19 protein-coding genes and 1 tRNA gene are annotated in these 22,791 nt (G+C 37.2%); 14 read left to right on the plus strand and 6 right to left on the minus strand.

Annotated elements, in window-relative coordinates:
- Nucleotides 1–54 precede the first annotated feature (54 nt).
- The 11 genes from fadH to M3627_RS13315 all read left to right on the plus strand — a co-directional run bounded on the left by fadH (nucleotide 55) and on the right by M3627_RS13315 (nucleotide 14,772).
- Nucleotides 55–825: a 2,4-dienoyl-CoA reductase gene (gene fadH / locus M3627_RS13265; protein WP_169358900.1), complete on the plus strand. Its 771-nt coding sequence runs from the start codon at nucleotides 55–57 to the stop codon at nucleotides 823–825.
- A gap of 249 nt (nucleotides 826–1,074) precedes the next feature.
- Nucleotides 1,075–1,527, plus strand: coding sequence for a cyclic-di-AMP-binding protein CbpB (gene cbpB / locus M3627_RS13270; protein ID WP_169358901.1), 453 nt, complete (start codon nucleotides 1,075–1,077; stop codon nucleotides 1,525–1,527).
- A 439-nt stretch (nucleotides 1,528–1,966) separates the two neighbouring features.
- Nucleotides 1,967–2,842: a transcriptional regulator CcpC gene (locus M3627_RS13275; protein WP_169358902.1), complete on the plus strand. Its 876-nt coding sequence runs from the start codon at nucleotides 1,967–1,969 to the stop codon at nucleotides 2,840–2,842.
- Nucleotides 2,843–2,900: 58 nt separating this feature from the next.
- Complete coding sequence (locus M3627_RS13280) at nucleotides 2,901–5,297, plus strand: hypothetical protein (protein WP_169358903.1); 2,397 nt, start codon at nucleotides 2,901–2,903, stop codon at nucleotides 5,295–5,297.
- Nucleotides 5,297–6,226, plus strand: a complete 930-nt coding sequence (locus M3627_RS13285) for an ABC transporter ATP-binding protein (RefSeq protein ID WP_251556071.1) — start codon at nucleotides 5,297–5,299, stop codon at nucleotides 6,224–6,226. The genes M3627_RS13280 and M3627_RS13285 overlap by 1 nt, the downstream gene beginning before the upstream one ends.
- Nucleotide 6,227: 1 nt before the next feature.
- A complete protein-coding gene (locus M3627_RS13290; protein ID WP_240949629.1) occupies nucleotides 6,228–7,076 on the plus strand; it encodes an ABC transporter permease in 849 nt (282 codons plus the stop codon).
- Between the two features lie 12 nt (nucleotides 7,077–7,088).
- Nucleotides 7,089–8,543 (plus strand): PCRF domain-containing protein, encoded by a 1,455-nt coding sequence (locus M3627_RS13295; protein ID WP_251556072.1) that lies wholly within the window; start codon nucleotides 7,089–7,091, stop codon nucleotides 8,541–8,543.
- An 11-nt stretch (nucleotides 8,544–8,554) separates the two neighbouring features.
- Complete coding sequence (locus tag M3627_RS13300) at nucleotides 8,555–9,547, plus strand: AAA family ATPase (RefSeq protein ID WP_169358907.1); 993 nt, start codon at nucleotides 8,555–8,557, stop codon at nucleotides 9,545–9,547.
- A complete protein-coding gene (locus M3627_RS13305; protein ID WP_169358908.1) occupies nucleotides 9,544–10,419 on the plus strand; it encodes a DUF58 domain-containing protein in 876 nt (291 codons plus the stop codon). The genes M3627_RS13300 and M3627_RS13305 overlap by 4 nt, the downstream gene beginning before the upstream one ends.
- Before the next feature lie 11 nt (nucleotides 10,420–10,430).
- The gene (locus tag M3627_RS13310) at nucleotides 10,431–12,191 is read left to right on the plus strand and encodes a vWA domain-containing protein (protein ID WP_251556073.1); all 1,761 of its coding nucleotides are present in this window, start codon (nucleotides 10,431–10,433) and stop codon (nucleotides 12,189–12,191) included.
- Nucleotides 12,175–14,772: a VWA domain-containing protein gene (locus M3627_RS13315; RefSeq protein ID WP_251556074.1), complete on the plus strand. Its 2,598-nt coding sequence runs from the start codon at nucleotides 12,175–12,177 to the stop codon at nucleotides 14,770–14,772. The genes M3627_RS13310 and M3627_RS13315 overlap by 17 nt, the downstream gene beginning before the upstream one ends.
- Nucleotides 14,773–14,817: 45 nt before the next feature.
- On the opposite strand, the gene M3627_RS13320 is transcribed toward M3627_RS13315, so the two are convergent.
- The 6 genes from M3627_RS13320 to M3627_RS13345 all read right to left on the minus strand — a co-directional run bounded on the left by M3627_RS13320 (nucleotide 14,818) and on the right by M3627_RS13345 (nucleotide 20,838).
- On the minus strand, nucleotides 14,818–16,005 hold the full coding sequence (locus M3627_RS13320) for an MFS transporter (RefSeq protein WP_251556075.1): 1,188 nt from the start codon (nucleotides 16,003–16,005) through the stop codon (nucleotides 14,818–14,820).
- 494 nt (nucleotides 16,006–16,499) lie between these two features.
- A complete protein-coding gene (locus tag M3627_RS13325) occupies nucleotides 16,500–17,573 on the minus strand; it encodes an ABC transporter substrate-binding protein (protein WP_251556076.1) in 1,074 nt (357 codons plus the stop codon).
- Nucleotides 17,570–18,376 (minus strand): ABC transporter permease, encoded by an 807-nt coding sequence (locus M3627_RS13330; RefSeq protein WP_169358913.1) that lies wholly within the window; start codon nucleotides 18,374–18,376, stop codon nucleotides 17,570–17,572. Before M3627_RS13330 ends, M3627_RS13325 begins: the two co-directional genes overlap by 4 nt.
- Complete coding sequence (locus M3627_RS13335; protein WP_169358914.1) at nucleotides 18,360–19,184, minus strand: ABC transporter permease; 825 nt, start codon at nucleotides 19,182–19,184, stop codon at nucleotides 18,360–18,362. Before M3627_RS13335 ends, M3627_RS13330 begins: the two co-directional genes overlap by 17 nt.
- The gene (locus M3627_RS13340) at nucleotides 19,174–20,280 is read right to left on the minus strand and encodes an ABC transporter ATP-binding protein (protein ID WP_251556077.1); all 1,107 of its coding nucleotides are present in this window, start codon (nucleotides 20,278–20,280) and stop codon (nucleotides 19,174–19,176) included. Before M3627_RS13340 ends, M3627_RS13335 begins: the two co-directional genes overlap by 11 nt.
- A gap of 15 nt (nucleotides 20,281–20,295) precedes the next feature.
- Nucleotides 20,296–20,838 carry a helix-turn-helix domain-containing protein gene (locus M3627_RS13345; RefSeq protein WP_169358916.1) on the minus strand — a complete coding sequence of 181 codons (543 nt, stop codon included), beginning with the start codon at nucleotides 20,836–20,838 and terminating at the stop codon, nucleotides 20,296–20,298.
- A gap of 190 nt (nucleotides 20,839–21,028) precedes the next feature.
- Between M3627_RS13345 and M3627_RS13350 the strand changes: the two genes are divergently transcribed.
- The 3 genes from M3627_RS13350 to M3627_RS13360 all read left to right on the plus strand — a co-directional run bounded on the left by M3627_RS13350 (nucleotide 21,029) and on the right by M3627_RS13360 (nucleotide 22,512).
- Nucleotides 21,029–21,472, plus strand: a complete 444-nt coding sequence (locus tag M3627_RS13350; RefSeq protein ID WP_169358917.1) for a TlpA family protein disulfide reductase — start codon at nucleotides 21,029–21,031, stop codon at nucleotides 21,470–21,472.
- A 102-nt stretch (nucleotides 21,473–21,574) separates the two neighbouring features.
- The gene (locus M3627_RS13355; RefSeq protein ID WP_169358918.1) at nucleotides 21,575–22,234 is read left to right on the plus strand and encodes a potassium channel family protein; all 660 of its coding nucleotides are present in this window, start codon (nucleotides 21,575–21,577) and stop codon (nucleotides 22,232–22,234) included.
- A 205-nt stretch (nucleotides 22,235–22,439) separates the two neighbouring features.
- Nucleotides 22,440–22,512, plus strand: a tRNA-Ala gene (locus M3627_RS13360).
- Nucleotides 22,513–22,791: the final 279 nt, after the last annotated feature.

Genomic DNA, 22,791 nt, shown 5'->3' on the forward strand with positions numbered 1-22,791 from the left:
TATGATAAAATATTGAGTGAATGTTCATTCAATTTTAAAAGGGGTGTGTTTTCATTGTTATTAAAGGGGAAAACGATTATTGTCACTGGTGGTTCTAATGGGATGGGTAAATATATGGCGATGGCTTTCGTAGCCGAAGGGGCAAATGTCGTCATTACTGGTAGGGATAAGGAAAAGCTAGATAATGCAAAATTAGAGATCGCTCAGAATGGGGAACAAGTGGAAGTATTTCAAATGGATGTACGAGATCCTGAGCATGTTGCAGCAATGGTTGAGTTTACGGATAAGGCATTTGGTAGCATCGATGGCCTAGTCAATAACGCAGCAGGCAACTTTATTGTCGAGACTTCGAAGCTTTCGCCAAATGGTTGGAAGGCTGTAATCGATATTGTACTAAACGGTACCTTCTATTGTTCAAATGCTGTAGGTAACTATTGGATAAATAAAGGAACGAAAGGTTCTATTATTAATATGCTTGCAACCTATGCTTGGGGAGCAGGGGCTGGGGTAGCTCATTCTGCTGCCGCAAAAGCAGGCGTGATGTCCTTAACAAGAACACTAGCTGTGGAGTGGGGAAGTAAATACGGTATACGAGTTAATGGAATTGCCCCAGGTCCAATTGAACGCACGGGTGGAGCAGGGAAGCTTTGGGAATCAGAAGAAGCTGCTAAAAGAACAATTCAAGCGGTTCCTCTAAAGCGTTTAGGTAAACCAGAAGAAATAGGCGATCTTGCAACATTCATGATGTCAGACAAAGCTGCTTATATGAATGGAGAAATAGTAACGCTAGACGGTGGACAATGGTTAAATCAATTTCCATTTTAAAATAAATGTTAACTTCATCTGAAAATGATGAATTCCATAAAAAATAATAGCGGGCATGTAAAGTATTGCGCTAAATTCCTCTTATACCGAAACATCTTTAGAGATGTTTGAATAGCGATGTCCTCATTTGAATTTAAAAATAATGAGATGTTGTAAGCGATTTCATAGTTTTTTATTCCTTTCATATGCTATCATAGTTTTATAGGTTGTGTTTTCCAATTAGGAAAACAGACAAAGGAGTAGGATTCAATGATATTTGTAAGTAGTAAGGACTTTTTGCAAATTCCTATTAAGGATTACATTATTTCAGCAGATAAGGTTGCTCATGTGCAATTAGGAAATAATGCAGAACATGCATTGCTTGTGTTAACAAAGACGGGTTATTCTTCAATCCCAGTCCTAGACGTAAAGTATCGTCTGCAAGGACTTGTTAGTACTCAACAAATTACAGATGAAATACTTGGACTTGAACATATTGAATATGAACGATTACCTGATTTAAAGGTTGATCAAATTATGAAAAAGGATATTGCTTCTATTCACGTGAATGAAAAATTTCAAAAAGGCTTAGATCTCTTAGTCAATAACCCATATGTATGTGTTGTAGATGATGAGGGTACTTTTATCGGTATTTTAACGAGAAGAGTTATTTTAAAGCAGATGAAAAAGTATTTATACCAATCCCAGGAACCTCAAGAATGATCTAATATAAATAGCTAAGCATAATAATAAGACACTTACTGGTTGGGTTGAACAGTAAGTGTCTTATTTTGTGGGCAAAATAATTGGAGGTATTTAGATTTCATTTAAATTTCTTAAGTCGCACCCTGTAGCTACGATAAAAAAGAATAAAATACTCGTGTTTGGTTGAAAAAAATTCCATATTTCTCTTTCCGTTCGATTGTTATGACTTTAGAATTAAATTAGATTACTTAATAAAAGAAATAAAGTATACAATTAAGATGACTAAGTACTATACCGATAAAGTAATCTCAATTGTAAGGAGTAAAATGGAATAATTATGACGAGATGAATGAGAGAGATAAGTCCTGCAGTAAGTATAGATACATGCTTGTAAATTCTCCTGTGGAACATGAACCGATTGAAATAGTAACCAAACTTAAAGAAAGAGGGTCAATAAATGAATTCAGATTATCTTATTATCAAAACATTAGCTGAAGAACAAAATATGCGTAAGGCTGCAGAGCGACTTTTTCTTTCTCAACCAGCTTTATCCTTACGTCTGCAAACCATTGAAAAGGAATGGCAAACAAAGTTATTCTTAAGATCTCAAAAGGGTCTAACAGCTACTCCTGAGGGAGAACTTGTTATTGAATTTGCTAACAGTATACTCCAGCAAAGAGAAGAACTTTTTGAGACTTTACAATCTTTAAGCTCTAAGGTGCATGGAACATTAAAAATTGCGTGTGCCTCTATAGTAGGTCAAAATTGGCTCCCAAAGGTGTTAAAGGATTTTGTCCAAACGTATCCAGAGGCTAAGGTTTCTTTGTTAACCGGTTGGAGTTCAGAAATTGTGAAAGCCATTTATGATGGAGAAGCTCAAATAGGCATTGTTCGAGGCCAAACGGATTGGAAAGGGAGCAAAATGCACTTATTTAGAGATACTCTGTATTTAGTAGACAAAGAAATGACCAGCATAGATGATGTGCTAACAACAGAAAAGCCTTTTATCCAATTTAAAAGTGATTCGAACTATTATCAAGAAATTCAGCAGTGGTGGCAGAAACACTTTTCTGTAAACCCGAAGCGTCAAATAATTGTAGATCAAATTGAAACGTGCAAGCAAATGGCTTTAAACGGTATTGGATATGCTATTTTACCTTCCATTACACTGACAGGCCATGAGGATGTAAATAAGATCCCGTTAACTAATAATGAAGAAGAGTTTGAACTTACAAGGGATACTTGGTTAATCGGGTATGACAGCTCATTTGAACTTCCACAAGTTGAGGCATTTGTAAAAATTGTGAATGAGCATGCGAAGAAATTCCACTAAAGGAACTTTTTTGGGTGAGAAACGTACTAAAAGATATAAATAATAGGAGGGAAATAATATGCAGATACGCAAGTTTGCTTTGGCAATCGCAGCACTTTTTATCATTTTTTGTATTCAGCCTTTAGATGCCTCAGCAGCTCCAAGCTTAAAGGTCAAGACTACTCTAGGTTTTGACGGTAAGGCAAAGTACGGAGAGGGACTTCCAATAACGATCACTGTAGAAAATTCAGGTGATGCTTTTTCGGGGGATATCGTGCTTGATATGTTCGAATCTTATAATTTAGGCAATGGACAGGCAATTCCATTTGAAATTGGTGCTAAAGAAACAAAGACAGTTCAAATTGCCGCTTCGGGATTAAGTGACGACTATTTATACTCCAACTCCAATACAAAGCTTGTACACTTTTATGAAGGGGGCTGGGAAAAGGGGAAATCGATTGACTATAAAGGCTCCAAGAATTTAAAAGTAAACTTTATGGACCCATCCACGACTTTTTATTTGACTATGACTAATAGTGCCGACCGTTTAACTTTTTTAAATGGTTTTAAACAATCGAATAGTCAAGTAGTCCATTTAAGTCAGTTAAGTGACTTCACTTATCCGACGGAAGGTATAGCTTGGCAGATGGCAGATTACATATTTATAGATGAGTATGTGTTGGCAGACCTTTCTAATAGTCAGCAACAGGCACTAGTTGATTATGTTAGTTCAGGGGGAAATATTATTGCTGGGGCATCCGATAATACTTCCGCAGAACTTGGATTATTAGCAGAATACTTACCTTTCCAATTGCAATCGACCACCAAAAGTCTCTCACCCCAAACAGTAAGCTCTATAACTGGAGAAAAGGTATTATCAAATGATTTAACTGTATATGAGGCTACTTTAACTGAAGGTTCACAGCCCTTAATTAATTTAGAGGGAACATTACTGGCTGGCCAAAAAAAGTTAGGAAAAGGGGCAATTATACAAACAACCTTTTCTTTAGGTGATACCCCTCTCGCAAAAGACGAAGCGTATCCAGAGTTAATGAAAAAGATACTGAATCCAATAAAAACGCAATCTAATAATTATATGTATGGAAATAACCTAAAGGATCAATTAGTTCACGATATTGGTAACACCAATTCTCTTTTTGCTTCTTTCAAAGTATCGACTCCTTTAATGATAGGAATTGTAATCATTTATATGCTTTTAGTAGGTCCTTTACTTTACCTCATATTGAAGAGAAAAGATAAAAGAGAATATGCGTGGGGCATTATTCCGTTACTTGCTATTATAACTTCCGCTGCCATATTCGGTTACGGTGCAAAGGATCGCATTGCCAAGCCACAAGTTCAACAATCCTCGTTTTTATATGTGAATGAAGATAGCAGTCTTAGTGGGTATTATGCAGAATCGATATTAAGTAACAAAGGGGGAGAGTTTGCTTTTACGTCTCCAAATAGTACGTCTATGGTTGCAAATAGAGCGTACAACTCCTTTACAGGCGAAACCGTTAACATTCATGAAAACGTAATACTTGAGAAGAGTGCTTCAAACTCAGAGCTAACATTCCGAGATCTTGGATATTGGTCTGTTTCTTCTTTTTACGGAGAAACATATATTCCTGAGGTAGGTAAAATAGATTCGAATCTTCGAGTTGAGGCAAGTAAACTATCAGGTACTATAACCAATAGCTTCCCATTTGCACTTAAAGACGTTTCTATCTGGTCTGGTTCCAAATTAATAAAGCTAGGAGACTTAGAGCCTGGGGGACAAATGGAAGTCAATAAGGACATAGGATCGATTATGCTAAGTCCAACTTCTAATCCTTATATTAATAATGGTGGTAGCTGGGGCCAGAATGCTGCGAATCAAGACGATTTAATAACACAACGTAAAAAGTCTCTGTATTCGACGAGTAAAACTATGGAACAACAAGCAGCCAAACCTGCTATTACTGCATTCGTGGAGGATAATGTACTACCAATTGAGCTGAAAGATAAAAAGGTAGAAATGTCTGCACTTCATTTGTTGATACAACCATTTGAGGCAGAAACTATTATATCAGGTGATTTTACTCTTCCTTCCACGAGCTTTACGGTTAATCTGGAAGCAGATGCTATGGGTAAATACATGGAACCAATGGAAAATAGTAACTTCGAGTGGTATTTAGATGACGGAGAATACATTACGTCATGGAAGCTACCAGAAACTATAGCAGTAGAAGACGTAACTTATACCCAATTACAAATAGCTAATACGGATCGAAACTCGCAAACAATCGAGCTATGGAATAATAAATCAGAAACATATGAGCCAGTAGATGAAAGCAGATTTACTATAAAAGAAAATATTTCCAATTATATTAACAAAGATGGAGTAATTATATATAAATTGACGAAGGACTCTATTGATGGAAATTCTTATACACGACTTCCAGAGGTTCGCATGAAAGGGGAGGTTAAGTAATGATTGAGATTAAGGGATTAACTAAAAAATATGGCTCTTTTTACGCTTTGAATGATTTAAATTTAACTTTACACGAGGGCACTGTTTTTGGATTTGTAGGAGCAAATGGTGCAGGCAAATCTACAACCTTTTCTATTCTTGCTACTCTATTACAACCAACTTCGGGGGAAGCTTTTGTTAATGGTAAAAGTGTTAAGACAGACCCTCACGAGGTTAGAAAACAGATTGGCTATATGCCCGATTTTTTCGGAGTTTACGATCAACTAAAAGCGAATGAATATTTGGATTTTTATGGTGCTTCCTATGGTATTCCAGAGGCTGAAAGAGCGGTTTTAATACCTCAGCTACTTGAATTAGTGAACTTAACACATAAGCGTTATGCATATGTAGATCTTCTTTCTCGAGGGATGAAACAGCGTTTATGCCTAGCTAGGGCATTGATCCATGATCCAAAGGTATTGATATTAGACGAACCAGCATCTGGCCTAGATCCACGTGCACGTATCGAAATGAGAGATATATTAAGACAGTTGAAGGAAATGGGAAAAACCATTTTAATTTCTTCTCATATATTACCCGAGCTCGCTGAAATGTGTGATGAGATTGGAGTCATTGACGGTGGTAGGCTAATTGCTCATGGCTCGGTACAAGAAATACAAGCTCAGCTTGCTGGTGAAAGACATATTACTGTCAAAGTAAAAGGATTGCTTGAAAATGCAGCAACTTTCTTTGAGGAGGACCCTTTTGCATCTAAGGTAGAGAGCCACCCAGAGAAAAATGCTATTACGTTTAGCTATAGAGGATCAGAAGAAGACCAGATTAATTTACTTAAAAAGGCAGTAGAACAAAGCTTGAAAATCATATCTTTTGCTGAAACAGAAACAGATTTAGAAGATGTATTTATGGAAATTACGAAGGGGGCGAAGTAAGTTGAAGCAAGCTTTAAATAATCCGGTGCTTATAAAAGAGATTAAACTACGCTTTCGCTCTCTGAAAAGCTTTACAGGTATATTATTTTATCTCATTGCTATGTCAATTTTTGTATTTGGTTTTATCCTATTAACGACCTCATTTACAGGCACAGGGTATTTTAGACCAGAAGAAAGTTTCTTTATGTTTGTGATGCTTACCTATATTCAGCTCGGTCTTATTCTTTTCATCACACCAGGTCTTACAGCTGGAGCTATTAGCTCGGAGCGTGAGAAGCAAACCTTGAATATATTGTTAACAACATCTCAAACCTCTTTTCAAATTATTATAGGAAAGCTTTCTTCATCTATTGCTTTTTTATTGTTACTTTTAGTCGCAGGCTTGCCTGTCTATAGCTTCGTATTCCTATTTGGTGGAGTTTCACCTGGACAGCTTGGCTTAATCTTTTTATTTTTCTTCATAACTATGATGGCAATTGGCAGTATAGGCATTATGTATTCCACTATTATTAGGAAAACAATTGTCTCTATGATTGCTACCTATGGGACGATGATTTTTTTTGCAGGGGTAACTGGATTTATTTATCTAGTCCTTACTGGTATGAACAGTATGGCTACGGGAGCACTAGCAACTTCTCCTCAGCCAATAGCTCATTTTTTTGCAACGATCAATCCAGTTGTCCTAATGTTAAATTTAACAATGTCCAGTTCTGAAAGCTTTATCGGTCAAACAACTAATATAAACTTTCCAATATGGGCAGGATATGCAATTTTTTATGTATTACTAACCGTACTAGCAATTTTTATAGCTGTAAGAAAATTACGTGTAAATATGAAGAAATCTAAGTGAGGAGTACTATAAATGGAGAACAATAACAGATTAATCCAGTGGATTAAAAAAGCTAAATATAGCCTAGCAATTGAACACTATTTTAGAATGCTTCAAGGAGCTCTATTTTACGGATTTCTTTCTGTTGCTATCATTTTCCTAATATCTCGCTTGTTTGTCTTACCATATTACACAATTTATGCCTGGTCTTTAGCATCTCTTGTTTTTGCCATTTTTTTAGGATGGGCATTTTGGAAAAGACCAAAGGAGGAAATAGCTCTTCGACAGTTGGATGCTTATTTCCCTGATAATGTTCTAATGACTGCCGTTTCATTTATGCATAATAAAAGCCCCCTCGCTCAAGGTATTTTGCGCAAAGCTGAAACTAGTGGGGGAGTAGCTTTTGAGGCATTTAAAAAAAGAAAAAAGAATTATTTTGAAGTAAAATGGATGGTCGGGTTAGTAATGTCATGTGCGGCGATTCTTTTGTTATACACGTTTCCCGCGACTACTCAATTAGAAGCAAAAGATATTGAACAAGAAAAACAAATAATAAGTGATATAAAGAAGGAAGTAGAGAAACTAGAGAAAAAAGATTTATCTAAAGCAGTAAAAAAGGATTTAGAGGAATTAAGGGAATCATTGAAGGATACAGAACTTGCTGAAGAAGCATTGAGAGAACTTATAAAAAAACAAAAGGAGCTTGCTCTTAAGGAACAAAAACTAGAAGAAAAGAAAAATATGGCTAACTCAGATGGATCAGAGGGAGCCTCTTTAAACGAAGCGGAGTTAAAAGAGCTTGCTTCCTTAAAGGAGTCTAATAGCGCATTGGCAAAAAGTTCAGCATCTGCTCACTCTACTCTAAGTAAAATGGGGAAAAAGCTTCCATTTTCCTCGAACAATATAGCACAAGGTAATACAAATTCAAATAATAACAGTAACAATAACCAGCAAGGCCAAGGACAGCAAGGTCAAGGCCAACAAGGTCAAGGACAGCAAGGTCAAGGCCAACAAGGCCAGGGTCAAGGTCAAGGACAACAAGGCCAGGGGCAAGGTCAAGGCCAGGGGCAAGGTCAAGGTCAAGGCCAAGGACAGGGTCAAGGCCAAGGACAGGGTCAAGGCCAAGGACAGGGTCAAGGTCAGGGTCAAGGCCAAGGCCAAGGGCAGGGGCAAGGTCAAGGCCAAGGCCAAGGTTCAGGAGGACAAGGCGCTGGTAAGGGTTCTGGAGGAAGGGACCTCCTTTCTATTCCATCTAGAATAGGTGGTACTGGAGATACGAGTGTAGACAGTGGAAGCCTTGGCGAGGGTGACTCTTCTAGTGAAGAGCCAGCAGAAGCACCAACAACTAGAGGTACGGTTAAATCATACGAGGAAGTCATCAATGAATACACGGACTCCTATTTAAAGAGTTCGGAAAGAATGCAGCTCCCTTCTGATTTACAGAGGATTGTTCAGGATTATTTCTCATCCGTAGAAAATAACGATTAATGGAGGAAACTATGGAGTTAACAACTGAAGACTATATCAATATGAGTAAACGTTTAGAAACAGTTCGCCAGGAAATAGGTCAATTTATTGTTGGACAAAAAGAGGCAGTAGAATTTTCTATTTATTGTGTTTTAGCAGATGGTCATGCACTTTTAGAGGGATTGCCAGGACTTGGGAAGACTATGCTTATCCGTACAGTTTCTGAAGTACTTGACCTTTCCTTTTCACGTATTCAGTTCACCCCTGACCTCATGCCATCTGATATTACGGGGACTAGTATGATCGAACGATTAGAGAGCGGAAAACAACAATTTAGTTTTCAAAAAGGACCTATATTCAGTCAGATGGTTTTAGCAGATGAAATAAATCGTGCAACTCCTAAAACTCAAAGTGCCCTCTTAGAGGCGATGGGAGAGAAGACTGTTACGGTCCTCGGAGACACCAAGAAGATGGATCGACCATTTTTTGTATTAGCAACACAGAATCCAATTGAAATGGAAGGGACTTATCCATTGCCAGAAGCACAAATGGATCGATTTTTATGTAAGATAATTGTTTCCTATCCAACTAAAGATGAGTTAATAGAAATTACAAAGAGAACTACGGGAAGCCAAGATATTCGTTTGAACAAAGTAATGAATGCAGAAGATCTGATTATTGCTCAACAAATGGTTAAGGAAGTATTGATTGCGGATGACATGTTAGAGTATGCAGTTGATCTTATTGCAGCTACTCACCCGGAATCTTCTGTCGTCCCAGAAGTTCAGCAATATGTTCAATATGGGAGCGGCCCTCGTGGTTTGCAAAGCCTTATTAAACTAGCAAAAGCAAGAGCCTTGGTTTCAGGACGTTATCACGTTTCGATAGCTGATATTAAAACCGTAGTAAAGCCTGTACTAAGACATCGTTTGTTGCTTAACTATGAGGGGGAAGCAGAAGGTAAAAGTACGGATGACTTAATTGAAATTATTTTACAAACAGTGAAGCAAGGACAAAGTGTATGAGTAAGGATTACTTGATCCCAAAAGATTGGACTGGAAAGCTAAGTCGATTGTCTATAGCAACCAAATCTAAACTACGTGGACAGCATAAAGGGTCTCATCGCTCCCAAAGATTCGGTGCTTCTCTAGACTTCTCAGATTTCAGGGAATACACGCCTGGAGATGATGTTCGTCAAATTGACTGGAATGTTTATGCTAGAACAGATAAGTATTTTATCAAACGTTTTTTAGATGAACAGGAAATGAGAGTACATATTCTACTTGACTCCTCAAAATCGATGGGAGAAAAAGTAAAATGGAATTTTGCTAGGCAATTAGCAGCTTCCCTAGGTATCCTTGTACTTCAAAGAGATGATCGACTTACCTTTTCCATGGTTTCAAATGAAAAAGTTCCTCCTTTCAGAAGAAAAGGGGCAACCTACCGTAAAGCGTTTGCACAAGTAATAACCGATTTGAATCCGCCGTCTATGGTAGACTCCTTTGCTAAAAATGCAATCTCCTTTCTGCCGAAAGACAGTACTGTATTATTCCTTATTACGGATTGCTTGGAGGACATAGAGCATTTAAGAACTCTTATACAAAAACTACCTCGCTTTGCGGGTGATATACGACTGTTACAAATTGTTACGAATGAGGAGTTAACCCCTTCTTTTTCTGGTGATATGCAGTTGGAGGATGTAGAAACCGCTCAACAATTAAATATATCTATGTCTTCCAGAGTAATAGATTCTTACAATGAGGAAAGAAAGCTGCATCAACTTGCTTTAGAAAAGTTATGTAGTAAATTCGGTATCAAACTAATACAGGTCAATGCAGATGAGGGCATTTCTCATGTCCTATTTCATCAACTACTAAGAGCAAATTGGGTGCAGTGAGGTGAGTACATTTGGGTTTTAGTCAATTACCATATTTATGGACAGCAATATTTCCAGTAGTTGTTCTCCTTTATTATTTCTTCCGAAAAAAATATAAGAAGCAATCCGTTTCATCTACGCTTTTTTGGGAGGAAGTAATGAAAGAAACGAGGGCCTCTCCTTATTTACAGCACCTTCAAAAAAATGCCTTATTTTATCTTCAGATGTTAGCGATGATTTTACTTGTTCTTGCACTGATTCAGCCTTATTGGAAAAAAGAAGCACTTGCAGGAGAGCAGGTTATCTATGTCGTAGATACATCCGCTAGTATCGAAGTAAATATTAATAATACGAATTTATTTGACCTTCATAAACAAGAAATGCTTGATATGATTGAGCAGTTATCTGGTAAGCCGTTCACCCTTATTACTACAGGAAATGAACCAACTGCTGTATTAAAACAAGAAACAAATATAAATCATATAAAAAATGAAATAAATAAATTAGAAGTGACATATGAGGATGAGGCCTTTTCCAAAACACTAGATTTTGCTCAATCTTTTTTTCAAACGAAAGATACTTCGGTTTATGTATTCACGGACAAGCTTGATCAACAGACACTACCCCTACACTATGAAAATGTCAGCTGGAATGTTATTGGACAGCCAGCGGAAGTGGATAATATATCCATTAAACGTTTTGGGGCTACAAAGATGAAAAACGGAACTTCAGCATTGGTCCAAATTGACAATCAAACGAACGAAGAACAAAATGCTTCTTTAACCGTATCAAATGGAGAGAAGGATATTATAAAAGAGGCGGTTATTTTGCCACCTAGAGAAACGGTGACTCTTTCTTTTAATGAGTTGGAGGAGGCAAGCTTTCTTAAAGCTACTATTGATGTTTCTGATGATTATCTCCTAGATAATGAAATGGTTGTATTTATGCAAGACCAGCTTTCTAAGATTTACATAGATAGCTCGCTACATACATTGGTTCGTACGGCATTTCAATCACTAGGGATTGAAATGAGCAGTATACCATCGGAGCAGGTAAGCTTAGTAAAAGAAGAAGGTATACTCGCTACCAATCAGTTTGGTTTGATAGATCAAATGGAAAGACCAGCCTTATTTATTGGAAGAAATGATGTGACGCCAATCGAAGTGAACGGTAATGTTCAAACTGTGGAGCACCCGTTATTTTCTTTTGCTGATTTATCGGATATTTATGTGAGCAGTGTATACCCAGGAGTAGAAGGCTATTCTACAATTGCAACGGTCGATAATAAGCCCTTTATACAGGTATCAACCAAAGGCGATGTAGTCGTGCTTTCCGATATACAAATGACTGATTGGCCATTAAGTCCTTCCTTCCCATTATTTATGTGGAGCGTAAAAGAACAGCTATCCAATAGTAATCTATATTTAGGAACATTTACTCCAAATGAAAGAAAACCTCAATCGTTAGGCAGTACGACGAACGAATGGGAAATATATACGATGGAGGATTCCTATTTATATTCTATTGAAAATGGAGGAGCCTTTATGGCACCAAGAGAGCCCGGTGTGTATGTTATACGTTCAGGTGAAAAAGAAAAATACTTTACGGTAGCATTATCACAAAAAGAAAAAGAAATTTCCAAAGGAGCTTCTTATTCCATTGGGGCTCAGAAAACAGATAAGCAATCCGAGAATCATGAACAATTTTCGCTAGTTCCATTTCTAATTGTTTTATTGCTCTTGTTGTTTGTTATCGAGTGGGAGGTGCAAAGACGTCGTGGATTTACGAGTTGATCAACCACTATTGCTATTAATATCACTACCTATTCTTATTTATTTTATATGGATATGGAATAAAGACAGAAAGCACTGGAAGAAGGAAGGTCTTGTAGTTTTCTTTATCCGCCTGCTTGCTATTTTTTGTTTAATACTTGGTCTTACGAATCCGTATCTATTAATGCCGATCAAAGAGGAACAGGTAGTTTTCCTTATTGATCGTTCTGCTTCCGTTCAAGGTACGGAACAACAGGTTTCTGAGTGGATTGAAAAAAGCTTAGATGCTCAAACAGACAAACATCTAGTTGGAGTTTATTCTTTCGCTGAGAATTTTCAGTCAGAGATAGCATTAACGAATGAGGATATAAAGCTTCCAGTATTCAGCCCAATGGATTTACCTGGTAATACAGATATAGCTAAAGCGTTGCAATTATCTACTGGAATAATTGATCCCAACAAAGCTACACGAATTGTTCTCTTTACCGATGGAATTGAAACTAGTGGCTCGGTGGCAGACGAACTCATGAAAATGACAGGTAGTAATGTAACTGTTGATGTGGTGGAGCTTGAGAGAATATCATCAGAGGATGTAGCTATTACTACATTTGAGACACCACCTGTAGCCTTTGAAGGAGAACAACAGCAGCTAAATGTGGAATTAGAGGCTACTAAGGCAACTAATGCAGAGCTATTACTTTATCAAAACGATGAATTATTATCTAGAGAACAAGTATCCTTGGAACAGGGCTCCAATAGTTTTACATTCCGTAACACGTCTAAGGGTGAAGGTCTGTTGAAATATGACGTACAGGTGATCGTTCAAGGGGATGCTTTAATCGAGAACAATAAGCTTACGAGTGTTACGAATGTAGAGAGCTCTCCAAGACTGCTGATTGTCACTAATGAGGATGCTACAACTAATATTACTCAAGTAATTGACCAAGAGGCAATTACTACAGATGTTATCTCTGCTAGTTCCTTGCCATATGATTTATCAAATTATCTAGCCTATGATGCAATTATTTTCGACAATGTTCCAGGGCATCTTGTTGGAGAGCAAAAAATGAACGTCATCGAACAGGCAGTCAAAAATTTTGGTACTGGATTTATGATGGTTGGCGGACAAAATAGCTTTGGACTAGGGGGATATTTTAAAACACCTATAGAAAAGTTATTACCCGTTGAGATGGAAGTGAAAGGGAAGCAACAATTACCTTCATTAGGACTTATTATAGTGATGGATAGGTCAGGAAGTATGGCTGGCTCTAAAATGGAGTATGCAAAGGAGGCCGCTGCTCGTTCGGTTGAAATGCTAAGAGATGATGATCATTTAGGCTTCATAGCCTTTGATGATAAACCATGGCAGATCATTGAAACAGAGCCACTCACAGACAGAGAAGACGCGGTTGAAAAGATCCTTTCTGTAGGCGCAGGGGGAGGAACTGAAATATATTCAAGCCTTGCGCAAGCATACGAGCAGTTACAACCATTGAAGCTACAACGAAAGCATATCATCTTACTGACAGATGGCCAGTCAAGCTCGTCTAATGACTATCAAACTTTAATAGAAGATGGAAAAGAGAACAATATAACTGTTTCCACTGTAGCGGTTGGTCAGGATGCAGACCGTGCTTTATTAGAAAGCCTTGCAGAAATGGGAGGTGGAACTTTTTATGAAGTACAGGATGAATCTACCATTCCAGCGATTATGTCTACTGAAACGGCGATCATCTCCAGAACCTATATAGAGGATAATCCGTTTTACCCTACTATTTATGGAGACCCGACCTGGTCTAGTTTGTTTGTGGAAGGAGTTCCACAGATGAATGCATATATTGCAACCACTGCAAAACAAACTGCAAATGTTATTGCACAAAGTGAGAAGGAAGATCCAGTTTTAGCTGAATGGATGTATGGGTTGGGAAGAACACTTGCCTTTACTTCTGATTCTACTGGTGCCTGGAGTGGAGATTTTGCTCGTTGGAATAATTGGGGAGATTTTTGGAACACAGCAGTCTCTAGAATGCTCCCATCCTATAGTGAAGTGCCATATACGATTCAAAAAGCAAGTGATGGAAGCTATACGGTAACAGATCCATCTGGAAAATCATCCTTTATAGAAGTGGCAGCGGTCAATGAAAAAGGGGAGGAACTAGAAGTAAATTCAGAGCCATTGGCGCCTGGAAAATCACGTGTCACGGTTGAGAGCGAGCCAGGACTTGTATTTTTCCGAGTTTCCAATGAACAGGACGCTGTCTATCAAGCTGGAATATCAATTCCTTATAGTGAAGAATATAAGGTCCAACAGCCAGATGTCCAAAAACTACAGCTTATAACAAATAGAACTGGTGGAGAACTTTTAAGTGAACCAGCAGAGGCGTTTCGAGATATGGATGTCACTAGCTCCGAAAAACAGCCTATTAGACAGATATTAATATTAATTGCGATAATCCTTTTCTTTATCGATATAACAATCAGGAGATTTGGATTTAAACAGCTAATTTTACCATTTAAGAAACCTAAAAAAGCAATTACCCCTTCCACTACAACAAAGTCCAGTAATATGGAAAAGCTAGTGAGAGAAAAGAAAAAACGATAAAATGAAAAAGCGCAACAGAGGCTTGTTTCCTCTGTTGCGCTTTTATCATAGAATGACAGGTTTCTTCTTTTTAACCCAAACAAGTGTAATGACCCAAGTGCAAAGTAAAATTACAGCACCTACTAAAAACGGTATGTTAATATTTACGTCAAATAATATTCCAGCAAGTGCTGGGCCAATCATATTACCTAAGCTCATATAAGCATTATTCATACCAGCAGCAAACCCCTGCTCATTGCCAGCGAGCTTAGAAACGATGGTATTAACAGCTGGTCGAATCAATGTAGTAGCAATCGAGAAGACTGTTGCTAAAAACAAGATAAGCCAAAAGGAATCTACTAAAAAGAATAGAACTAATGAGACGGCTCCCACAACTAAGTTGACAAGAATAACGTTTAATTCACCAAAACGTTTAAATAAGCGATCAATGACAACTGTTTGAATAACTACTCCCACAAATCCACCTACCGTTAAAATAGCGGCTATTCTTTGCGGACTATATTCGTATTTGTGATCTACATATAAAGAAAAGGTTGCCTGGAAGTTAGCGATTCCAAAAGAAAATACAAAAATGATAAATAACATCATAAAGTAAGGTGTATAAATCGAGCTTTTCATTTGAGTAAGAATATTTTCACGTTTTTTTATAACTGGATTTAAATCAGTTATTACATTTTTAATATCAGGCAAAATGATTAAGGATACTATTGCGGAAAGAAAAGAAACTACCGCGGCCATATAAAATGGAAAGGATAAACTAACTCCTGCTAAAAATCCTCCAATAGCCGGCCCAATCATAAAGCCTAGTGACATGGAAGCTCCAATGAACCCCATACCTTTCCCACGTTCTTCATAACTTGTGATGTCAGCGACAAAGGCCATCGTTGCAGGTACTAAAAATGCTCCTCCAACTCCACCCATAAATCTTGCAATATAGAGCATCCATTCTTGAGTAGCTATCCCAAACCATAATTGTGAAACAGCAAAAATGATCAAGCCAATAATGATCATTTTTTTTCTTCCATGTTTGTCAGATAGTTCACCCGCTAATGGGGAAAATATAAATTGTCCTAAGGCATAGGATGCGATAATAAAACCTAAGGCTTGCCCAGCAACTCCAAAAGTTTCTAAATAAGAAGGCATTACTGGAATAACAATTCCTATCCCTGACATTACAATAAACATATTGAACATCAGAATATATAATGCGAATTTATTTCTTTTCTCTGTCATAACGACTCCTGCTTTCTCTCGTACTATTATTCATCTATCGATAATATCATATTTTCCCATTAATACATACTTTCGTGCCCCGAAAAGTTTTGATGTTTACATTATGATAAGAATTGTAGAGATAGATGGCAGATTTCCGCTTTCGGCGGACGCTTTTTCGTGGGGTGAGCGATAAGCCATCACCCATCGCTAACGCGCGTGGTTGTGATGTCTTATCTATCTCACTCATCCCACCGGAGTCGCCACCTGCCGCTCCAATCATAGGAAATGTAATAAATTGAAAAGAGGGATCTATCATAAGCTTTTCCGTTATAAAGGCACTTAAATGGCTATTAAGCTAGTCATGCTTGATAAAAATGTATGCATTGAGAGAAAATTAGTAGCATATAAAAAAAGCAAGTACGTGAATGACAATCATTCACGTACTTGTTACTGTTCTATATAATTTTTTTAGGAGAGATGAACTTACGGACACCTTTTTTTCGAAAAAGTGATTAATTATCTCCCATTTTAAATTTCAAGAATAATTCATTGTAATGGCCTAGCATTTCGAGACCTAGATTTTTGTATACTTCTAAATTATCTCTAGCTTCCTCCGTAGGATAGAAACGCTCGTCTGCGATAACCTCTTCATCCATTATTTCCATCGCTGCAGTATTAGGAGTGGAATAACCAACATAATCTGCATTTTGGGCAGCAACCTCTGCATCTAACATGAAGTTAATGAATGCATGAGCACCATCGACATTAGCGGAGGTTTTTGGAATTACCATATTATCAAACCATAAATTAGAGCCTTCTTCAGGAACAGAATAGTCTAGTTTTTCATTTTCCCACATCATGTCAGCAGCTTGTCCAGACCAAGTAAGGGCTACAGCTGCTTCCTCATTTACCATCAGCTGCGTTACTTCATCGCCAATAATAGCCTTTACATTAGGAGTCAAGCCTTGAAGCTTTTCAAGAGCACTTTGAAGCTCATTTTCATCAGTAGAGTTTAAGGAATAACCTAGGCTATTTAATCCCATTCCAATAACCTCACGTGCTCCATCTACTAACAATACTTTGCCTTCTAAGGATGGATCCCATAAATTATCCCAGCTTTCAAATGTTTGTCCCTCCAATAGGGAAGGATTATAAACAATTCCTACTGTTCCCCAAAAATAAGGGATAGAAAACTCATTTTTAGGGTCAAAAGGTAAATCTAAAAAGTAAGGATCCACATTTTGTAGATTCGGTAACTTGGAAGGATCGATTGGCAAGAGTAAATCATTTTCCTTCATTTTTTCAATAGCATACTCTGAAGGGACAGCTATATCATAGGAAGTCCCACCTTGTTCAATTTTTGTCATCATGGCTTCGTTTGAATCAAAGGTTTCATAAACCACACGATATCCGGTTTCTTCTTCAAACTGGTTTATCAACTCAGGATCAATGTATTCTCCCCAGTTAAAGACAGTAACAGTATCACTACCGGCATTATTTGCACTTTTTCCTAAATAATCGTTTGTGATAAATAATACGATACATACAACTATAATGGCTACAGCTGCTCTTACAATCTCTTTCATTTACGTATCCCCATTCCTGTCAGGTTTTTACCGCCTCGTTGGCTAATGAAGTAGTAACCTACAACTAAGAACAATGTTACGATAAAAATAATACCTGAAAGTGCATTTATCGTTAAAGTAATTCCAGCTCGAGCCATGGAGTATATTTCAACAGATAGAGTACTAAAACCATTTCCTGTTACAAAAAAGGTGACTGCAAAATCATCTAAAGAATAAGTAAGTGCCATAAAGAAACCTGCGAAAATACCTGGCTTGATGAAAGGGATGATAACCCTTCTTAAAATGTCTCTTCTAGTTGCACCTAAGTCAGCTGCCGCATCGATTAATGAGCTGTTCATCTCTTGTAGCTTTGGAAGTACCATTAAAACAACAATAGGAATACTAAAAGCAATATGAGAAATAAGCACAGAGGCAAATCCTAGCTTAACGCCCACCATAGTGAAAAGAATTAAAAATGACGCACCAATGACAACGTCAGGACTTACGATTAACACGTTATTTAACGATAAAATCGAATTTCTTAATGATTTGTTTCTAATATAAACGATTCCTAAGGAACCTAGAACTCCAATAGCCGTTGAAATTAAAGCAGATAGTAATGCGACTATAACTGTGTTTATAAGTATCATAATTAAGCGAGTATCAGAAAATACTGCTGCGTAATGCTCCCAAGTAAAGGAGTCAAATTCATTCATCGTACCGCCGCTGTTAAATGAATAGAATATCAAATAAAAAATAGGAGCATAAAGAATGACGAAAATAAGGACTAAATATATTTTTGCTGCCTTACTTGTGTTTCCCATTGGAAGTTGCCCCCTTATCTCTTTGCCCTGTAATAATCATTACGATTACCATGAAGATGATTAAGAATACAGCGATCGTTGAACCCATTCCCCAGTTTTGAGTTACGAGGAATTGTTGCTCAATAGCTGTTCCTAAAGTAATTACTTTGTTACCAGCGATTAAGCGGGTAATCATAAATAGGGATAAAGAGGGAATAAATACTGCTTGAACTCCAGCCTTTACACCATTTGTTGTTAAAGGGAAGATAACCTTTCTAAAGGTTGTCCAACCAGAAGCTCCCAAATCTTTACTTGCATCAATAAGAGAAGGATTTAACTTATCGAGTGAGTTAAAGATCGGAAGAATCATAAATGGTATAAAAATATATACCGAAACGAAAATAAAACTGAAATCAGTAAATAGTATTTGTTGCTCTCCTATACCGAATACATTTAAGAAAGCATTAATTGGGCCGTATAAGCCGAAAATACCGATAAAGGCATATGTTTTTAATAATAGGTTTATCCATGATGGAATGATGATTAAAAGTAACCATAATTGTTTATGCTTTGTTTTAGTCAAAAGATAAGCTGTTGGATATGCGATTAATAATGAGAACAAAGTAATTAGGAACGCATACCAGAAAGAGCTAAGTGTTAGTTTTAAATAAACAGACGTAAAGAAATTTTGATAGTTATCTAAAGTAAAGTTTCCGCTTAAATCGAAGAAGGAATAATAAGCGATTAATGCAATTGGAGCTATTACAAATAACAGAATCCAAGCATAGTAGGGTATTAGATAAAGTGCCCTAGCTTTTTTAGTTTCCATAAGCGTCTTCTCCGTAAGATTCTAGGCGTTTATCAAACTCTTCTTCTGTTTCATTCAGACGCATAACATGAACAGACTCTGGATCAAAATTTAAGCCAATCATTTCACCTACGGCTGCCTTTTTAGTTGAATGTACTAACCACTCATTTCCTTCTTCATCATAAGTGGAAAGCTCATAGTGAACTCCTCTAAACAATTGGGTATCTACTTTAACTTTCATTTTTCCTTTATCAATCGTTGTGATTTCTAAATCCTCTGGACGAATAACAATATCGACTTTTTCATTTGGGTTTAGACCTTGGTCTACACATTCAAATTCCTTGCCACCGATACGAACACGGAAATCTGCTACCATTGTTCCTTCAACGATATTAGACTCCCCAATAAAGTCTGCAACAAAACGATTAATCGGTTCATCGTAAATATCCATAGGCGTACCACTTTGTTCAATGTTCCCAGCATTTAGGACAAAGATTTCATCCGACATTGCAAGTGCTTCCTCTTGGTCATGGGTAACGAAGATAAATGTTTTACCTAGACGTTGTTGCAGCTCACGAAGCTCGTATTGCATCTCGGATCGTAGTTTTAAGTCTAATGCTGAAAGGGGCTCATCTAGTAGTATAATTTCAGGGTCATTGACAATAGCTCTAGCAATAGCGACACGTTGTCTTTGTCCTCCAGACATCTCTGCTATTTCTCTATTTTCATAGCCGTTTAGGTTAACGAATTTTAACGCCTCTAATACTCTGTCCTCTATTTCTTTTTTCCCTAATTTTTTGATACGTAGCCCGAATGCTACATTTTCAAATACATTTAAGTGAGGGAACAAAGCGTAGTCCTGAAACACTGTATTTACTTGGCGTTGGTTAGCTGGCACATTGTTAATTAGCTTCCCGTTAAGATAGATACTGCCATTTGATGGCTGCATGAAACCAGCTATTAAGCGAAGGATAGTTGTTTTCCCACAACCAGATGGGCCTAACAATGTATAAAACTTTCCACGCTCTAATTCAAAATTAATGTCTTTAAGAACTGTTGTGTCCTCATCATAAAATTTAGTAACATTTTCAAAGCGAATAATAGGTGTCTCTGACATAATAACCCTCCATTTTCATAAATAAGAATTCGTGACGACATAAATAACCTTGGAGATATCATCTGATGCATTTTTCAAAAGATGATGATCTGCCGCTTCAAAATAGAGGGACTCTCCAGCCGAAGCAAAGTAGTGTTGTTTGCCAAGTTGTAACTCGACGCGACCTTGTAAAACATATATAAAAGTTTGAGATAAGGAAGGTTCAAACTCTTTAAACTGACCGCCTTTATCAAAAGTGATCAATACTGGCTCCATATCGTTTTCATTGGATTCAGAAATAAGCCAGTGAAGCTTGTACTTTTTTTCTTCATCTATGTAAACAGTCTGCTCCTCTTCTTGGAAAACCACCTTAGTTCTACTATGTTCATCGTCAAAGAAATCCTTAGGCTTACAACCTAAAACATTTAGGATAGAAAAAAGTGTTTCAATGGAGGGAGAATTTAGATCTCTTTCCAGCTGGGATATGAAACCCTTGCTTAAGTCCGTTCTCTCGCCTAGTTCTTCCTGTGTTAGACCTTTTTTCAGCCTTAACTGTTTAATTTTTCTACCAATTTGCATGTAATTACGCTCCTTCTCTTTTGTAAAATAAAGAGCTTTTCCATAAAACAAAGTTTATTTTAACATAACTTTAAGTTTACTTTAACAACTTTTTAAAGATAATACAAAAAAAAATTTTTCCAACTATTAGATGCAACTGTCTCTTAGTTGCATAGACTGAATATGGATGACGGATAAAGGAGAGATATGGATGAATTTGAGAGAGGAGTTACCGGAGTTTCCTATTACGACTAAATGGTTAAACGGCTCATGGACAAAGGGACAGTTATTAGGTACAAAGCCTTTGCTTGTCTATTTTTGGTCTGTTAGCTGTGATGCCTGTAAGGTTGCTCCACCATTAATAAATAAATGGAAAGAGAAGTATGAAAATCAGTTTAATGTCATTGCTATTCATATGCCTAGGTCTCCTGAAGATGCGAGTAAAAGCTTGGTGAAGTCGACAGCTTCTGCTGCAGGAATTTATGACTCGATTTGTCTAGATCATGATTTGGTGCTATCTGAAATGTACCAGTGTAAGCTTGTACCAAATTTTTATTTGTTTGATAAAAAAGGTCGACTGCGACACAGACAGGCTGGCGAGAGAGGGCTGCAAATGTTGGAAAAGCGACTTGTCCTCTTGATAAAAGAGATCTAATTTTTAATAATAAGCATGGGTTTAAAAAATGATGGAAATCTAGATAGCAGTAGAACCACTGTTGTGTTAAACTAATGGCAATTAGTTCTAGGAGGCGCAGCTATGCAGAAGGAATTTGTTGTTATTGGTTTAGGTCGTTTTGGTGGAAGTATCGTCAAAGAGTTAATGGAGCAGGGCGCCGATGTTATGGCCATTGATAAGGTACAAGAAAGAGTTGATGAATTTGCCTCCATAGCAACCCAAGCAGTGATTGCGGATACGACAGACGAAGCAGTCTTAAAATCGCTCGGGATTAGAAACTTTGAGCATGTTATTGTTGCAATAGGTGATGATATTCAATCTAGTATTCTTACAACGCTTATGCTAAAAGAAATAGGTGTGAAGAAAATTACAGTAAAAGCTCAAAATGATTATCACGAAAAAGTGTTACGTAAAATTGGAGCCGATCAAGTAGTTCATCCAGAGCGGGACATGGGGATACGAATCGCTCATAACATTCTGTCCAACAATGTCTTAGATTATTTGGAGCTTTCCGATGAGCATTCTATTATGGAGATTAAAGTAAATGAAAAAATTGCTGGATTCTCTATAGTGGACTTGGATATTCGAGCTAGATACGGTATTAATATAGTTGCGGTAAAAAGGGGAAAAGAGATTATTGTATCTCCACAGGCACAGGATAAGATGCAGCTGAATGATGTGCTCATCATCATTGGAGCAGACGTGGATATCAATCGTTTCGAAAAGAAGGTTCTTTCTTAAATAAATGAAGTGTTCATTCTGTCGAAAAATTAGTTGGCAGCTTTTTACTGGATGAGCGATATGCTATCAGCCTATCCATCACGGGATATTTTAATAGACTCGTTTATCCAGCTAGATTTAAGGACATCAATTTATAACCGCAATCTCCCAAAAAGGGGTTGCTTTCCTACTTTTTTCCCTTACAATATTATTACATGATTTATACGGGGCATTAGCTCAGTTGGGAGAGCACAACACTGGCAGTGTTGGGGTCAGGGGTTCAAGTCCCCTATGTTCCATCATTTTGTTTACTATAGAGTAAGTAACTTAGCGAGTAGGGTATGTTTACCTACTCGCTTTTTGTATGCATAAAATTTTTTGTATTATTTTTGTAAACAGCATTTTACCGATTAAACACGAACATTTTCTCTATATTGATTGTAGCGGTAGGCGGCGACTCCCTCTTAAAATGTAGTCGTACCAATGGTTTCATTACGTATTTTAAAGTGAAAAAAATTTTTTTAACTCGTCTTACTGATCTTTTGCACCCTTATTAAACCACTTATTAAAAATATTGG

This window comes from Psychrobacillus sp. MER TA 171, assembly GCF_023713305.1.
In the GTDB taxonomy this organism is placed as follows: Bacteria; Bacillota; Bacilli; order Bacillales_A; family Planococcaceae; genus Psychrobacillus.

What these genes read in the sequence shown, in the direction of transcription:
- cbpB (WP_169358901.1), top strand. Translation starts at nt 1,075, where the DNA reads ATGATATTTGTAAGTAGTAAGGACTTTTTGCAAATTCCTATTAAGGAT.
- M3627_RS13275 (WP_169358902.1), top strand. Translation starts at nt 1,967, where the DNA reads ATGAATTCAGATTATCTTATTATCAAAACATTAGCTGAAGAACAAAAT.
- M3627_RS13280 (WP_169358903.1), top strand. Translation starts at nt 2,901, where the DNA reads ATGCAGATACGCAAGTTTGCTTTGGCAATCGCAGCACTTTTTATCATT.
- M3627_RS13285 (WP_251556071.1), top strand. Translation starts at nt 5,297, where the DNA reads ATGATTGAGATTAAGGGATTAACTAAAAAATATGGCTCTTTTTACGCT.
- M3627_RS13295 (WP_251556072.1), top strand. Translation starts at nt 7,089, where the DNA reads ATGGAGAACAATAACAGATTAATCCAGTGGATTAAAAAAGCTAAATAT.
- M3627_RS13300 (WP_169358907.1), top strand. Translation starts at nt 8,555, where the DNA reads ATGGAGTTAACAACTGAAGACTATATCAATATGAGTAAACGTTTAGAA.
- M3627_RS13305 (WP_169358908.1), top strand. Translation starts at nt 9,544, where the DNA reads ATGAGTAAGGATTACTTGATCCCAAAAGATTGGACTGGAAAGCTAAGT.
- M3627_RS13320 (WP_251556075.1), bottom strand. Translation starts at nt 16,005, where the DNA reads ATGACAGAGAAAAGAAATAAATTCGCATTATATATTCTGATGTTCAAT.
- M3627_RS13325 (WP_251556076.1), bottom strand. Translation starts at nt 17,573, where the DNA reads ATGAAAGAGATTGTAAGAGCAGCTGTAGCCATTATAGTTGTATGTATC.
- M3627_RS13330 (WP_169358913.1), bottom strand. Translation starts at nt 18,376, where the DNA reads ATGGGAAACACAAGTAAGGCAGCAAAAATATATTTAGTCCTTATTTTC.
- M3627_RS13335 (WP_169358914.1), bottom strand. Translation starts at nt 19,184, where the DNA reads ATGGAAACTAAAAAAGCTAGGGCACTTTATCTAATACCCTACTATGCT.
- M3627_RS13340 (WP_251556077.1), bottom strand. Translation starts at nt 20,280, where the DNA reads ATGTCAGAGACACCTATTATTCGCTTTGAAAATGTTACTAAATTTTAT.
- M3627_RS13345 (WP_169358916.1), bottom strand. Translation starts at nt 20,838, where the DNA reads ATGCAAATTGGTAGAAAAATTAAACAGTTAAGGCTGAAAAAAGGTCTA.
- M3627_RS13350 (WP_169358917.1), top strand. Translation starts at nt 21,029, where the DNA reads ATGAATTTGAGAGAGGAGTTACCGGAGTTTCCTATTACGACTAAATGG.
- M3627_RS13355 (WP_169358918.1), top strand. Translation starts at nt 21,575, where the DNA reads ATGCAGAAGGAATTTGTTGTTATTGGTTTAGGTCGTTTTGGTGGAAGT.